This is a genomic window from Microvirga sp. KLBC 81 (assembly GCF_003075415.1).
Lineage (GTDB): Bacteria > Pseudomonadota > Alphaproteobacteria > Rhizobiales > Beijerinckiaceae > Microvirga.
Genome location: NZ_QDAH01000006.1, coordinates 56,870 through 70,523 on the forward strand (window position 1 = coordinate 56,870; position 13,654 = coordinate 70,523).

The following is a 13,654-nucleotide window of genomic DNA, read 5'->3' on the forward strand; positions in this document are numbered from 1 at the left end:
CAGGGATCGAAGCGGCCGAGGAGCTAGCGGCCGGGGAACGGCGGCAGGAATCAATCAGACGAGCCAGAGAGAACCTGGAACGCAGACCTAAGAGAATACGCCGCAAGGGCGCCTCCTGAGCAACTCAATCCTGGTCCCTGCTATCCTGACTCCTAAGCTTCGCCCGCAGCCGGCGCCAGAACGCGGTCTTGATCCGCCTGATCTCCCCACGGCGCCACTTCAGCATGGGCCGCGACCTTTTGTGGAAAGCTTCGAAATCGTCGCTGTTGGATTTTGCTCGGATGCTGCGCCTTGCCATGGCTCGCCTCTTTGCCCCTTGTCTAAAATGCCGCTTTGACGCCTCCCGTGCCAGGGTTTCGACCAGCAAATAAGGTATTGCAGAGCGGGTGGCACCTGCCAGGAGGGCTAATTATCGAAAGTCTCGTGTCTTTATCTTGATATCGCTGCTCAAACCTAAGTCAGGGACATGAACATCCCTCGGTTTATGCCTCAATGCCGGTGCCTCACTAGGATTAGGGCGGTTGCCGTGTTTGGTTTCATCGCCGCGTCCATGCCGCAAGGGGAAAGGCTCCTCGCGATTACCGACGCTCCTAAGGAGATCGGAAAGATCAAGCATGTGCTCCGCCACCACGTGAATGACCAGGCCCTCCTTCTGCACACGGCCGCGGCAAGCGATCATTCCGGACGAGAGGATCAAGCGCCGCTGCTTCTCAAACAGAGATGGCCAGATGACGAGGTTTGCCACATCGGTCTCGTCCTCGATCGTCATGAACGTCACGCCCCCGGCCGAGCCCGGTTTCTGACGCACAAGGACAAGGCCGGAGACGGTGACGCGTTGACCGTCACGAATCCGTTTGAGATCGGTGCAGCGGATCATGCGACGACGCTCCAGCTCCCCTCTCAGAAAAGCGACCGGATGATGCCTGAGTGTCAGACCTTTCGAGCGGTAATCCTCAACCACCTCTCGCCCCTCTGTCATCGGCACGAGCGACACCTCCGGTTCGATGACCTCCGCATGGAACTGGTTATCGCGCTCGTCCGCTGCCGCGAAGAGCGGCAGGGGCGCGTCGCTCAATCCGCTGATCTTCCAGATCGCGTCCCGCCGATTGAGGCCTAAGGAGCCAAAGGCATCGGCCTCGGCGAGCCGCTCAAGCGAGGCCATCTGCACCTTGGCTCGAAGCCAGAGATCCTCGATTGAGGCGAAGGCAGCATCACTGCGTGCAAGGACGATCATGGCGCCGTCGGCATTCGCGAGGCCCTTCGCCATGCGAAGCCCAAGACGCACGGCGAAGCGGCCCTTCCGGCCGGTCGGCTCCAGCGTGCAGTCCCAGCGCGAATGGTTCACGTCGACGGGACGCACTTCGATCGCGTGCTGCCTGGCGTCTCGTACGATCTGCGCCGGCGCGTAGAAGCCCATGGGCTGCGAGTTGAGGAGTGCACAGCAGAACACGTCCGGATGGTGGCACTTCATCCAGGACGAAGCATAGGCGATCAGGGCAAAGGATGCGGCGTGACTTTCCGGGAAGCCGTAGGAGCCGAAGCCTTCAAGCTGCTTGAAGATACGCTCGGCGAATACCTGCGTGTAGCCCCGCGCCAGCATGCCTTGGGTCAGCTTGGTCTGGAACTTCGACACATCGCCTTTGAACTTGAAAGTCGCCATGGAGCGGCGCAACTGGTCGGCCTCTGATGGCGTGAAGCCGGCGCACTCGATAGCCACACGCATGGCCTGTTCCTGAAAGAGCGGGACACCGAGCGTCTTGCCGAGCACTCGCTCCAGCTCCGGCGTCGGATAGGACACCGCCTCCCGGCCTTCCCGCCGGCGGATATAGGGATGAACCATGTCGCCTTGGATCGGGCCCGGCCGGACAATTGCGACCTCGATCACCAGATCGTAGAATGTCCTAGGCTTCATCCGCGGCAGCATCGCCATCTGCGCCCGGCTTTCGATCTGGAACGTGCCGACCGTATCAGCACGACGGATCATGGCATAGGTCGCGGGATCCTCTGCCGGAATGGACGCGAGGTCGTGACGGATGCCCTTGTGCTCCCGCAGAAGCTCGAAGGAGCGGCGCATGCATCCGAGCATGCCGAGACCGAGAACGTCGACCTTCATGAACTTGAGGATCTCGATGTCGTTCTTGTCCCATTCGATGACCTGCCGGTTCTCCACCGCGGCAGGTTCGATGGGCACCAAATCATCAAGGCGATCCTGCGTCAGCACGAAGCCGCCGGGGTGCTGCGAGAGATGCCGCGGGGCGCCAATAAGTTCGCGTGCGAGCTCCAGGGTTAAGCGCAGGCGCGGATCATCGAGATTGAGGTTTAGCTCCTTGACCTCGCTCTCACTCACGCCGTCAGCGCTCCAACCCCAGACTAGGCTCGACAGGGCGCCCGTCACGTCCTCCGGCACTCCGAGGACCTTGCCCACCTCGCACACCGCCCCACGGGCACGGTAGCAGCTTACTACGGCCGTGAGCGCCGCTCGGTTCCGGCCATAGGTGTCGTAGATCCACTGGATGACCTCCTCGCGCCGCTCGTGCTCGAAATCCACGTCGATGTCTGGCGGCTCGTTGCGCTCCTGGGAGATGAAGCGTTCGAAGAGAAGCTCGGAACGAACGGGATCGATGGAGGTGATGCCGAGCACGTAGCACACGGCAGAATTAGCCGCCGAGCCACGTCCCTGGCACAGGATATCTCTGGAGCGAGCAAAGCTCACGATGGAATGAACGGTCAGGAAGTAAGGAGCATAGTTCAGGCTCTCAATCAGGGTGAGCTCATGCCGCAGCTGCGCGGCAACCCGATCCGGCAGGTCTTTTCCATATCGCCGCTTGGCTCCCTCCCAGGTCAGCCGCTCCAATTTCTCCTGAGCGGTTTCACCTGGTTCTGTCTCACTCGGATACTGATATCGCAGTTCATCAAGGGAAAACCGGCAGCGCCGGACGACCTCACCCGTTCGAACCAAGGCTTCAGGGTGCCTCTCGAAGAGTCGCGCCATCTCAGCCGGATCCTTGAGGAAGCGGTCTGCGTGCCGTTCCAACCGGAAGCCAGCCTCATCGATGCTGCAACCCTGGCGGATGCAGGACACCACATCCTGCAGCATCCGGCGCGAGGAATGATGATAGAGGACATCGCCCATCGCGACCGTCGGCACGCCAGCAGCCCGCGCGGCTTGCTCGACCTGCCACAAGCGCAGATGCTCGTCGGGAGCAAAGCGGCGGATCAACGCCATGTAGGCGCGATCCCTGAACACGCGCTTCAAGCGACCTAGATTGAGCGACAAGGCCTCATCCGCATGATCGCCGAGCAGCACTGCGAGCAAGCCCTCATTCCAGGCCTCCACGTCCTCCCACACGAGAGCGCACTTGCCTTTGCCAGCCCGACTCTTGCCGAGGCTCAGCATGCGGCACAGGCGGGAATAGGCTGCGCAGTCTGTGGGATAGACCAGGAGCGACGTGCCATCCGTGAGATCGAGCCGGCAGCCGACCACGAGGCGCACGCCGGTTTCCTTAGCTGCCTCATAGGCGCGCACGATACCTGCGAGCGAATTGCGGTCGACGATCCCAAGCGCCGGAAGGCCAAGGAGCTTTGCCTGTTCGAACAACTCGCGGGGGCTCGATGCTCCACGTAGGAACGAGAAGTGCGTCGTGACCTGAAGCTCCGCATAGGTCATGCGAACAGCCCATGCAGCCACCAACGGCCGCCCTGATCGGCCGGCGCATCGCGGAAGATCCAGAAGCGCGCACCCTGCTCATTTTCGACGCGGTAGTAGTCGCGCAGGGAAGCGCGCTCGTTCTCCGACTTCCACCACTCGCCCGTGATGCGCTCAGGTCCATCAGCCTTGACCACGAGATGGCGAACGCGGCGCCAGACGAAAAAGGCTGGCGGATGGTCTGGCAGTAGTGCCGTCGCAGTCACAGGCTCCGGTGGATCGAGAAGGCGCGTCGGCCGGGGCAAGGCCTCTGGCCAGACGACACCGGTGGGAGGTGTCAGAGCCGGGATGCGCTTCATAGCTCTTTCCGGTATACGGCTCTCGACCGGAACGAGACGATAGACCCGCTTGGGTCCAAGCCGTGCGCCGAGCCTGTCAACGAGACGGCTCAAGTCCACATCAGGAGCATCGCCCTCAGCCAAGCCCTTTGCTGCGACTTGCTTCTCGCTCAACGGTTCAACCTTGCTGGCGATCAGCATCGCCGCTTCGATGCCGAAGCCGGGATCGACGGTTTGCAGACGCTCGCCAAAGAGCTTTGCGAGATGGCCTGCCTCACGTGTTGCTTTTGCCGTTCCGACCCGAAGGGCGACACTGCGGCGATCAATGCGCTCAAACACGAGATCGAGACGGCGTACGCCAAGAGCTGTGCGCTCGAGATCGCGGCAGAGCCGCTCGGTAAGCCGCCTCACCACACTTTGCAGATCCTCAAGCCTTCCGACCGGCTCGGCGAAGGACACGCGCTGCATCGGCGTTTCCTTGGGAATAAGTGGGTTGAGCGGCTCAAAGACATGGCCGAAGGCTTGGTCGAGCCGGAGCGCCACATCCTTGCCGAAGCGGCGGACCATCGGCGCGCGCGGCATGGCCGCGAGCTGGCCAATTCGTTCGATCCCTAGACGATGGAGCGCCTCGATTGTTGCGACTGGCAGACGTAAGGCGGGGATTGGCAGGCTGGCGACGGCTTCAATGGCGCGACCTGATGGAACGACAATCTCCCTGCCAAATCGCGCAACGGCCCACGCAGTGCCTGGTGCATCAGCCACGCAGGCAGCGGCATGGATGCCTTGGGTCGTGAGGCGATTGACGAGGTGCCTCACCAGCTTGTCCTCGCCGCCGAACAGATGGGCCGCGCCGGCAATGTCGATCCACACGCCATCAGGAGGATTGGGAGCGACGATGGGCGAGTAGCCGATGCACCACCGCGTCAACTCAATAAGCAAGGCCTCGTCCTCTTCCGGCCTCGCTTCGACAATGTGCAGGTTCGGCACCAATGTCTGAGCGTGGGTGATCGTCTGATCAGGACGCAGACCAAGGCGGTATGCAGCTTGGTCTACAGCGCCGACCAGGCGGCGCGATCCTTCCGTTTTTACGGTAACGAGAGGCTCATCCGGCGGCGGCGCGCCGTTGCGGCGCCTGATCCGATCGGTCGGCCAAGTCGGAAGGTAGAGCGAGACGACCCTTCGCATCGCATGCCTCAACAATCCAGGAATAGGGTTCGCCGCCGCGGCAGCGCAGAAGTTCGACGTGCCATCGGGCATGGCCTAAACCCGGTGTTGGCGGGGCATGGGATGCAAAAGGAGCGATGCGCCAGCGCGTAACCGCTGCAGAGGGAAGACCGGTCAGCTCCTTTTCGGCGACCGTCCACCAGCGTCGGAGCGCAAGAGCCGGCACGCCAGATGCCTCGGCCGCAAGCTGCAGGCGGCGGGATGCTGTCAGCCCAAGCCGCGTCACTTCACCGATTACGGCTGCTAGGCCCTGCTCCCGCAGGCCTTCTTCCATGGCAGCCAGCACTTCACGCTCGCGAAAGGTCTCTGCGTAGATGACACGGTCAGGGTGCAGGCCTGCACTCATCAGACCGGGAGCGAACAGATCACGACGGCTGAGGCACCAGAGCACCGGCCCTTTGAGACGGGCGGCGATCCCGGCGACGAAGAGGGTCGCGGTGCCGGCGAACTCGGCGGCAGGACCTCCTTCGATCATCTCGTGCAGCGCTCCAAGGGCGAGACCACCTTGAGGAAGGCGCTGATCAATGGCAGCAATGGCGAAGGGTAGGGGGCGGCGCCGGAGGCGCCCACTCTCGAGGCGCTCAATCTGGTGCCGCAAATCGGCAAGCGTTGTCTGTTGCCCGGCACGCATGCGCCTTGCCCAACCTGTCCGTCGTTTCAAGATGTTCCTAGTATGTTCTCGTTTGTCTCAGAGTCAATCTGACGCGGAAAGCCTGTTAATTGTGGGGAGAAGAATGTTACTTGGCCTGAGCAAACATTCTTATATACCCATGTCTACATCTAACCGCCTTACTCTAATAGGGTTACTGGATTCAGCAGTTGGAGGAGAGTCAACTCAAATGGATGGAGATAAATTCCATATGAATTGGAAAGCACTACAGGAACGCTGACTGCATTGCCTACAAGGCGCCAGCGAACACGATCTGGAAGCCCACTGTCCGCGACCGGAGCAGTCCAACACGTGCTAAAGCCTTGGAGCCTTTCGGCATCCTCACGCCTCGGGCAGAAGAAAGTACGGCGGGTACGGTCCCACAATGCTGGTGGAGATGGGATAGGCAGCCCAGAGCCTCCCTTTAGGGGTGGATAGCTTCAGGAGACCAGCCGATCCCCCGGTTCCCTTCCGTCCAGTAAAATCCAATTTGCTTCGGCTCCACAAATATTTGGGGCTCAGATGCTCCATCAAACAGATTAGTTGCCGGATCAAGATCCCGCGCAGCAAGCACAAAAAGCCGGCGGCGCCGCTGTGGCAGGCCGAACTCCTGCGTATCGAGGATACGATATGCCCAGCGGTAACCGAGGTCCTCAAACTGCCGGACGACATGGTCTACTGCACGGCCCTTTTGGAGATGCAAAGCAAAAGCGACATTCTCAACTAGCACGAACTGTGGCTTCCGGCGGGCACCTGCGAGAAGGCGGAGTACTTCATTTACAAGACCGGACCGATCACCGCCGATTCCCGCCACACGTCCAGCCTGACTAAGATCTTGGCATGGCCACCCCCCGACAACCATGTCGCACTCCGGGAGGTGCGGATCTGCGCCAGAATCTCGTCGTCGATGCGGTTCACATGCTCGTGCTTGTCGATACGGAATGCCTCATATCCCGCATCGGTAATGGCTCGCTCAAGGCCGTACTGCCAGGGATCTCCCATTTCGTTTCCGAACCACATGGCCACAAAGCCGCGGGGACACTCAGAGCTTGCTTCAATTCGGTTTCTCGATAAATGAAAGCCGCTGGCCTGAGCTGCACATCAAGATGGGCGCCTCTCTCACCTGCCTTCACAAATCCACGTTCAGCCAAATATTCGATGTAGAAGCGAAGCTCGTTAGGATCGTCGATCCAGACGACGGTTATGGCCTGGGCGACCTTGCTCATGTTTGTCGAGATCGGTACCAACGTCGTGACCGGCTGCGCTTTCGAAATGATGAACCCGAGTAGATCATCAGTTCGACGCTTGAAGGAGGGCGGTGGACCTGAGAGGCGCTCAACGTAATCCGTCATGACGCGCAGATTCACGCCAGCTTGATTGGCCTCCCACATCTTCCGGCGCAGCAGCTTGAGCTTATCAGACTTGATGTGGTCCATGTCCTCGACGGCACTACGAGATTCCAAAACTCGCCGCCGACCGCGTCTGCAGTACCGATGTAACAGTCACCCAGGGTGTCCCGGAGACGGATTGTTCCTGGAAGTAGCTTTCCAAATTGGCTGGTATGTTCCCCGGCAATTTCCCATCTTGTTTAGATCCAAACGTGTTGCTTCCGTGTTGCACGGAGCAAAATGCAACGCTTCAGAAACCGTTGTGAATGAAGGAAATGTGTTGCAGCGGCTTGCAACATAAAATCCGGCGATCTTGGGCATGAAAAAACCCGCTAAACCCTTGATTTAGCAGGCTAAACTGAGTGGCTGGGGGACCTGGATTCGAACCAAGACTAACGGAGTCAGAGTCCGCTGTTCTACCATTAAACTATCCCCCACCATAAGTCCTTGAGCCGCTTGGAATTCCGGAGAATGAAAGGTCCGGGCCGCGGGCGGCGAACTCAGCGAGTGCCGGTCAGATAGGCTGCTTTTGCGGGTGCGTCAACCCCATTCGACGGCTTTCTGACATCTGAATGACAGGTGCCTCAAGCTTGGCGCTGAGGTGAGGCCTCAGTCGTCCATGTCGCCGCTTTCGGGAGGCGGGTCGAGGCCGAGGCCGGCCCGGTATTCGGCCTCGTCGTGGGCGGCCTCGGCGTCAGCCGCGATCCGCTCATAGCGGTCGAGGGCTCCTTGCAGGATGTAGGCGGCGGCCATCTTGTCCACGGCGTCGGCGCGCGTGGCTCGGGAGGCATCCGCGTCGAGGAGGGTGCGGGTCACGACCATGGTGGACATGCGCTCGTCCCAGAACAGCACGGGCAGTGGCAGGAGAGGCTTTAGGTTGCGCACGAAGGCGCGGGTGGCCTGCGAGCGGGGGCCCTCGGTGCCGTCCATGTTGAGGGGCAGCCCGAAGACGAGTCCGCCGACCTCGTATCGCTCCACCAGATCCTTGATGTGCTGCACATCGGGGGTGAACTTCACTCGCTTGATGGTCTCGAGCGGCGTCGCGATCCGCTTCTCCACATCGGACAGGGACAAGCCGATGGTCTTGGTGCCGAGATCGACGCCCATGAGGCGCGCGCGGGGGCTCAAACCTTCGATAAAGGCGATCAGCTCGTCATCCCTCGATGTCATGGGCAGCCTCCTCACGGCACTGTCTCTATGATAGCCAGTATAGAGGAAGTTGGCGTGCGTCGAGATCAGGCGGCGCTGGTCGCCGGAGACGGCGACCGGGCCATGGGAGCCCCGGTGGGGGCGAGCATGGGCAGGGCCTCGCCCGATTCCTTGAACAGATGGCAGGCTTCCGGCGCCAGCAGGAGGCTGACCTCCTGTCCGACCTCATGACGTGCATCGCCCGGCTCGCGGATTGTGAGATGGCGGTCCTTACCGAAATCCACATAGAGCAGGTGGTTCTCGCCAAGTTCCTCCACCAGCTCGATGCGTCCGGTGACAGTGCCTTGAGCGGAGACTTTCACATGGTCAGGCCGGATGCCGAGCGTCACGGTCTCGCCCACGTGCACGCCATCCGATGAAACCGGAACGGTGATCATGCTGGCATTGGGCAACTGCACCTGCACGCCGTCTGAGTCGATATGGGAAACGACACAGGTGATGAAGTTCATCTGCGGCGAGCCGAGGAATCCCGCGACGAAGAGATTGGCCGGGCGGTGGTAGAGCTCCAATGGCGTTCCGACCTGCTCGATGCGACCGGCGTTGAGCACCACGATCCTGTCCGCGAGCGTCATTGCTTCCACCTGGTCGTGGGTCACGTAGATCATGGTGGCGCGGGTGTCGGTGTGGAGCTTGGCGATCTCGATGCGGGTCTGCACGCGCAAGGCTGCGTCGAGGTTGGAGAGAGGCTCGTCGAAGAGAAAAACCTTCGGATCGCGCACGATGGCGCGGCCGATGGCGACGCGCTGGCGCTGTCCGCCGGAGAGCTGACGGGGTTTGCGATCGAGAAGGTTTTCGATCTGCAACATGCGCGCGGCCTCGCGCACCTTGGCGTCGATCTGAGCTTTTGACGATTTCGCCAGCTCCAGGCCGAAGGCCATGTTGTCGTAGACGTTCATATGCGGATAGAGCGCATAGGATTGAAACACCATCGCGATGCCGCGCTTTGCAGGAGACAGATCGTTGACGCGCTGGCCGCCGATGAAGATATCGCCGGAGGTGATGTCCTCCAGGCCTGCGACGAGGCGCAGCAACGTGGATTTTCCGCAGCCGGAAGGGCCGACGAAGACGATGAACTCGCCGTCCTTGATGTCGAGATCCACGCCGTGGATTACATGGACCCGGCCGAAGGATTTGCGAACATTTTTGAGAACGACGTCAGCCATCTGAAAAGTCCTTGAAATTATCCCTTGACCGCGCCTGCGGTGAGGCCCGCCACGATCTTGCGCTGGAAGATCAGCACCAACGCGATGATCGGCACCGTCACGATGACGGAAGCCGCCATGATCGTGCCCCAGGGCAGTTCGTAGGCCGTTGAGCCGCTCATGAGCGCGATGGCTGGCGGCACGGTGCGCTGTTCGTTGGTCAGGGTGAAGGTGAGGGCGAAGAGGAACTCGTTCCACGAGACGATGAAGGCGAGGAGTCCCGTGGTGACGGCAGCCGGCATCATCAATGGCAGGAAGACTCGGCGCACCACGATCCAGGGTGTTGCTCCGTCCACGAAAGCGGCCTCCTCGATCTCCTTCGGCAATTCCCGCATGAAGGTGGTGAGCACCCAGACCGTGAAGGGCAGGGTGAGCATGAGGTTGGCGAGGATCAGGCCGGGCAGGGTGTTGTAGAGTCCGAAACTCCGGATCAGCTCGAACATGCCCGACAACACCGCCACCTGCGGGAACATGGAGACCGCAAGAATGGTCATGAGCAGCAGCGATCGGCCGCGGAAGCGGATGCGTCCGAAGGCATAAGCCGCCGTGATGCCTAAGCCGAGCGAGAGTGCCACCACGGAGCCCGCGACGACAACCGAATTGAAGATGTTTGTGCCGAAGGGTTGGCGTTCGAACACGGCGATGTAGTTGGAGAAGTCCAGACGCTCGGGCCAATAGGCCACCTTGAAGAGATCCGAGCCCGAGCGGAAGGACGAGATCACCGCGTAGTAGAACGGAAAGATCGAAAACAAGCCGATGGCCACAACCAGCAGCCAGAAGCCGATCCGGGTCAGCACTTTCATCGGGTTTCACCTCCCAGCCGAACCCGGCCCGCGGCCATGGTGATGACGATGAGAAGGGCGATGATGAGGAAGATGAGAGTCGAGGCTGCCGAGCCGAGGCCCACCTCCTGGAAGTCCACGAGCTGCTGGCGTGCATAGACCGACATGGACATGGTGTCCTGCGAATTGGCGGTGAGCACGTAGATCAGGTCGAAGACGCGCAGCGCATCGAGCGCGCGGAAGATCACGGCAACGATGAGCGCCGGCCTGATCAGCGGCAGCGTGACTCGGAAGAAGACTTTCACGGGATGCACGCCATCCACCTTCGCGGCCTCATAGATATCGCCCGGCAGCATCTGCAGGGCTGCGAGAATGAGCAGCGCCATGAAGGGCGTGGTCTTCCACACGTCCACCATGATCACGGTCCAAAGCGCCGTGTCGGGGTTGGCGGTCCAGGTGATCGGCGCGGCGATGAGGCCGAGGCGCAGGAGCATGTCGTTGATCACGCCGAACTGGTCGTGGAGCATCCAGTTCCACATCTTGGCCGAGACCACTGTGGGGATGGCCCAGGGAATGAGAATGACGGCACGCATGATGCCGCGTCCGGGAAAGGACGCGTTGAGGATCAGCGCGACGATGGTGCCGAGCACGGTCTCGATGGAGACGGAGATCGCCGTGAACCACACCGTGTTCCACACCGAGCGCCACCAGTCCGGATCGGTGAGCAGGCCCAACCACTCGCCGTCGTAATTGGCGATGTAGTTCTCGAGGCCGATGAATTCGTAATCGTTGAGGCTGTTGAGGTTCGCATCCGTGAGGCTGAACCAGATCGTGCGCGCGAGAGGCCAGCCTGCGATGAGCGCCAGCACGATCAGCGTCGGCGCGATGAAGATCCACGCCGCCTTGACGCGCGAGCGGGTGAGGGCGGAACGGCCGCCCCGCACGGCTTCACGCGCAGGGGCGGTCGCCCGGATGGTCGCGCCCGACATGATCATTGCCAGCCGCTGCGCTTGATCCGCTTCAGATCACGATCGAGGCGGTTGAGCGCCTGCGCGGGCTCCGCTCGCTTCGAGAGCACCTGGTGGACGGCGTTGAAGAACTCGGTCGAGACCTTGTTGTAGTTCTGTCCCGTCACCGTCGCCGGGCGTGCGACCGCATTCGCAAACACATCCGCAAGATCGCCGATGAACGGATTGGCTTTCGCAATGTCCGCATCGCCATAGAGCGACACGATGGTGGGATTGAACGAGCCTTGGACGGCGCGGCGCTTCTGCTCCTCCTGGCCGGTCAGGTACATGACGAGATCGGTCGCGGCATCGGCGTTCTTGGAGTACTTGGAGACGGCGAGCAATTGGCCGCCCAGCGTACCCGCATGACGCCCGTCCGCACCTCCCTTCGGCAAGGGCGCGATGCCGACCTTGTCCTTGATGCTGCTGTCCGCTCCTTGAGCCAGTGCCCAGGCATAGGGCCAGTTGCGCATGAAGGCGGCGTTGCCCGCCTGGAAGACGCCGCGCGCTTCCTCCTCCGTGTAGTTGAGCACGCCTTCCGGCGTGATGGCGCCGACCCAGCCTGCCGCCGTCTTCAGGGCCTCGACAGCCTTCGGGTTCTCGACGGTGACCTCGCCCTTTTCATCGACGATGGTGCCACCGTTGTAGGAGGCGATCCATTCGAGAGCGACGGTGGTCAGGCCCTCATAGGCGCGACCCTGCCAGACATAGCCCCAGAAATCGCCCTTGCCCTCCTTGCGCTCGCCCTCCTGGATCATGCGGGCCGTCTCGGTCAGGTCGGACCAAGTCTGCGGCACGGGGCGCTTGTATTTGTCGAGCAGGTCCTTGCGATAATAGAGCAGGCCCGCATCGGCAAACCAGGGCATCGCCATGAGCTTCCCGTTCACGCGGCTCGTCTCGACCATCGCGGGAAGATGCTCGCCGACAACGCCCTGGCCCTTCGAGGTCAGGTCCTGCAAATGATCGGCGAGAATGCCGGTCCACACCACGTCGATCTGGAACACGTCGACATCGCCCGCGCCGGCGGCCAGCAACTGCTGATAAAGAGCGAGGCGCTCGGTTGCGGAGTTCGGGGTCGAGACGATCTTGACCGTGTTGCCGGTTTTACTGGCCCAGGCATCGACGCCCTGCTTGCAGATTTCATATTCCTTGCCGAGCGCGCTGCACGAAATCGAAATCTCGACGGCAGAGACACTGGCGGAGGTAAGAAGGCCGGCCGCAAGGGTCAGACTGGCGATGAGTCGGGACATGGCTATCCTCCAGCAGGGTTCATGTTTATTGCTTAGGTTGACAAGCCTGAGGACCCGCTCTTTGTTCCTTTGGAACATGGCCGCGCATCGGCCTTGCCCCATCTTCATGCTCGTTTCAGCGAAGGTGCTCCCATGAAAATCACTTGGTTTGGACATTCCGCCTTCCGGCTCGATTTCGCCGACAAGGCCGTGCTCATCGACCCGTTCTTCACCGGCAACCCGGCTTTCGAGGGTGACAGGGCGAAGACCATCGAAGGCGTGGGCCATATCCTGCTCACCCACGGCCATGGCGACCATGTGGGCGACACGGTGGAGATCGCGAAGGCGACAGGCGCGAAGGTCGTCACCAATTTCGAACTCTGCATGTACCTAGCGAAGCAGGGCGTTCAGAACATTGACCCGATGAATACCGGCGGCACGACGGACCAGGGCGGCTTTACCGTCACGCTTGTGCGGGCAGACCATTCGTCCGGCCTCGTGGAGATGGACGTGAACTTCCCCCTCGGCTCCGCCAACGGCATCATCGTGAAGGCGCCGGGGGAGCCCACCGTCTACCATATGGGCGATACGGATATTTTCGGCGACATGGGCCTGATCGCCGAAATCCACCAGCCGGAAGTGGCCATGGTGCCCATCGGCGACCGCTTCACCATGGGGCCGGAGGTCGCGGCCTTGGCCGTCCAGCGCTATTTCAGCGGCCTGAAGGCGGTCATTCCCTGCCACTACGCCTCCTTCCCGCCGCTCGTCCCCAATGCGGACCGGTTCGTGGCGGCCCTGGAAGGCAAGGGCGTCCAGGTCGTGGTGCCGCACAAGACCGTGGCGGTGCGGGTTTGACTGCCTCTCATGTCATCACGGCCTTGTGCCGGTGATCTCCGTTTCCACACTCTCACCTCATCCTGAGGAGCAGCCGTCAGGCTGCGTCTCGAAGGAGGATCCAGTGCTCTCTGGAAGCTCCTTCG

The 13,654-nt window shown here is 61.4% G+C and carries 11 protein-coding genes and 1 tRNA gene; 1 reads left to right on the forward strand and 11 read right to left on the reverse strand.

Features of this window, described 5'->3' with window-relative positions:
- Nucleotides 1-409: 409 nt before the first annotated feature.
- The 11 genes from DC522_RS06400 to DC522_RS06450 all read right to left on the reverse strand — a co-directional run bounded on the left by DC522_RS06400 (nt 410) and on the right by DC522_RS06450 (nt 12,695).
- Nucleotides 410-3,667 carry an error-prone DNA polymerase gene (locus tag DC522_RS06400; RefSeq protein WP_116527864.1) on the reverse strand — a complete coding sequence of 1,086 codons (3,258 nt, stop codon included), beginning with the start codon at nt 3,665-3,667 and terminating at the stop codon, nt 410-412.
- The gene (locus DC522_RS06405) at nt 3,664-5,169 is read right to left on the reverse strand and encodes a DNA polymerase Y family protein (RefSeq protein ID WP_116527865.1); all 1,506 of its coding nucleotides are present in this window, start codon (nt 5,167-5,169) and stop codon (nt 3,664-3,666) included. The genes DC522_RS06400 and DC522_RS06405 overlap by 4 nt, the downstream gene beginning before the upstream one ends.
- Entirely contained in the window at nt 5,087-5,839 is a 753-nt protein-coding gene (locus DC522_RS06410; protein ID WP_116527866.1) for an ImuA family protein, read from the reverse strand. Before DC522_RS06410 ends, DC522_RS06405 begins: the two co-directional genes overlap by 83 nt.
- Before the next feature lie 442 nt (nt 5,840-6,281).
- Complete coding sequence (locus DC522_RS06415) at nt 6,282-6,800, reverse strand: DNA cytosine methyltransferase (protein WP_256369841.1); 519 nt, start codon at nt 6,798-6,800, stop codon at nt 6,282-6,284.
- The gene (locus DC522_RS06420) at nt 6,772-7,293 is read right to left on the reverse strand and encodes a hypothetical protein (protein ID WP_116527868.1); all 522 of its coding nucleotides are present in this window, start codon (nt 7,291-7,293) and stop codon (nt 6,772-6,774) included. Before DC522_RS06420 ends, DC522_RS06415 begins: the two co-directional genes overlap by 29 nt.
- Nucleotides 7,294-7,608: 315 nt before the next feature.
- Nucleotides 7,609-7,682 (reverse strand) — tRNA-Gln (locus DC522_RS06425).
- Nucleotides 7,683-7,854: 172 nt separating this feature from the next.
- A complete protein-coding gene (gene ruvX / locus DC522_RS06430) occupies nt 7,855-8,415 on the reverse strand; it encodes a Holliday junction resolvase RuvX (RefSeq protein ID WP_116527869.1) in 561 nt (186 codons plus the stop codon).
- Between the two features lie 65 nt (nt 8,416-8,480).
- The gene (locus DC522_RS06435; RefSeq protein ID WP_116527870.1) at nt 8,481-9,617 is read right to left on the reverse strand and encodes an ABC transporter ATP-binding protein; all 1,137 of its coding nucleotides are present in this window, start codon (nt 9,615-9,617) and stop codon (nt 8,481-8,483) included.
- A 17-nt stretch (nt 9,618-9,634) separates the two neighbouring features.
- A complete protein-coding gene (locus DC522_RS06440) occupies nt 9,635-10,459 on the reverse strand; it encodes a carbohydrate ABC transporter permease (protein WP_116527871.1) in 825 nt (274 codons plus the stop codon).
- Nucleotides 10,456-11,427 (reverse strand): carbohydrate ABC transporter permease, encoded by a 972-nt coding sequence (locus DC522_RS06445; RefSeq protein ID WP_116527989.1) that lies wholly within the window; start codon nt 11,425-11,427, stop codon nt 10,456-10,458. Before DC522_RS06445 ends, DC522_RS06440 begins: the two co-directional genes overlap by 4 nt.
- A gap of 2 nt (nt 11,428-11,429) precedes the next feature.
- Complete coding sequence (locus tag DC522_RS06450) at nt 11,430-12,695, reverse strand: ABC transporter substrate-binding protein (RefSeq protein ID WP_116527872.1); 1,266 nt, start codon at nt 12,693-12,695, stop codon at nt 11,430-11,432.
- Nucleotides 12,696-12,827: 132 nt separating this feature from the next.
- On the opposite strand from DC522_RS06450, the gene DC522_RS06455 reads away from it, so the two are divergent.
- Complete coding sequence (locus DC522_RS06455) at nt 12,828-13,529, forward strand: metal-dependent hydrolase (protein ID WP_116527990.1); 702 nt, start codon at nt 12,828-12,830, stop codon at nt 13,527-13,529.
- Nucleotides 13,530-13,654 lie beyond the last annotated feature (125 nt).

Coding starts and splice junctions, on each gene's coding strand:
- DC522_RS06400 (WP_116527864.1), bottom strand. CDS start 3,667: ATGACCTATGCGGAGCTTCAGGTCACGACGCACTTCTCGTTCCTACGT.
- DC522_RS06405 (WP_116527865.1), bottom strand. CDS start 5,169: ATGCGAAGGGTCGTCTCGCTCTACCTTCCGACTTGGCCGACCGATCGG.
- DC522_RS06410 (WP_116527866.1), bottom strand. CDS start 5,839: ATGCGTGCCGGGCAACAGACAACGCTTGCCGATTTGCGGCACCAGATT.
- DC522_RS06420 (WP_116527868.1), bottom strand. CDS start 7,293: ATGGACCACATCAAGTCTGATAAGCTCAAGCTGCTGCGCCGGAAGATG.
- ruvX (WP_116527869.1), bottom strand. CDS start 8,415: ATGACATCGAGGGATGACGAGCTGATCGCCTTTATCGAAGGTTTGAGC.
- DC522_RS06435 (WP_116527870.1), bottom strand. CDS start 9,617: ATGGCTGACGTCGTTCTCAAAAATGTTCGCAAATCCTTCGGCCGGGTC.
- DC522_RS06440 (WP_116527871.1), bottom strand. CDS start 10,459: ATGAAAGTGCTGACCCGGATCGGCTTCTGGCTGCTGGTTGTGGCCATC.
- DC522_RS06445 (WP_116527989.1), bottom strand. CDS start 11,427: ATGTCGGGCGCGACCATCCGGGCGACCGCCCCTGCGCGTGAAGCCGTG.
- DC522_RS06450 (WP_116527872.1), bottom strand. CDS start 12,695: ATGTCCCGACTCATCGCCAGTCTGACCCTTGCGGCCGGCCTTCTTACC.
- DC522_RS06455 (WP_116527990.1), top strand. CDS start 12,828: ATGAAAATCACTTGGTTTGGACATTCCGCCTTCCGGCTCGATTTCGCC.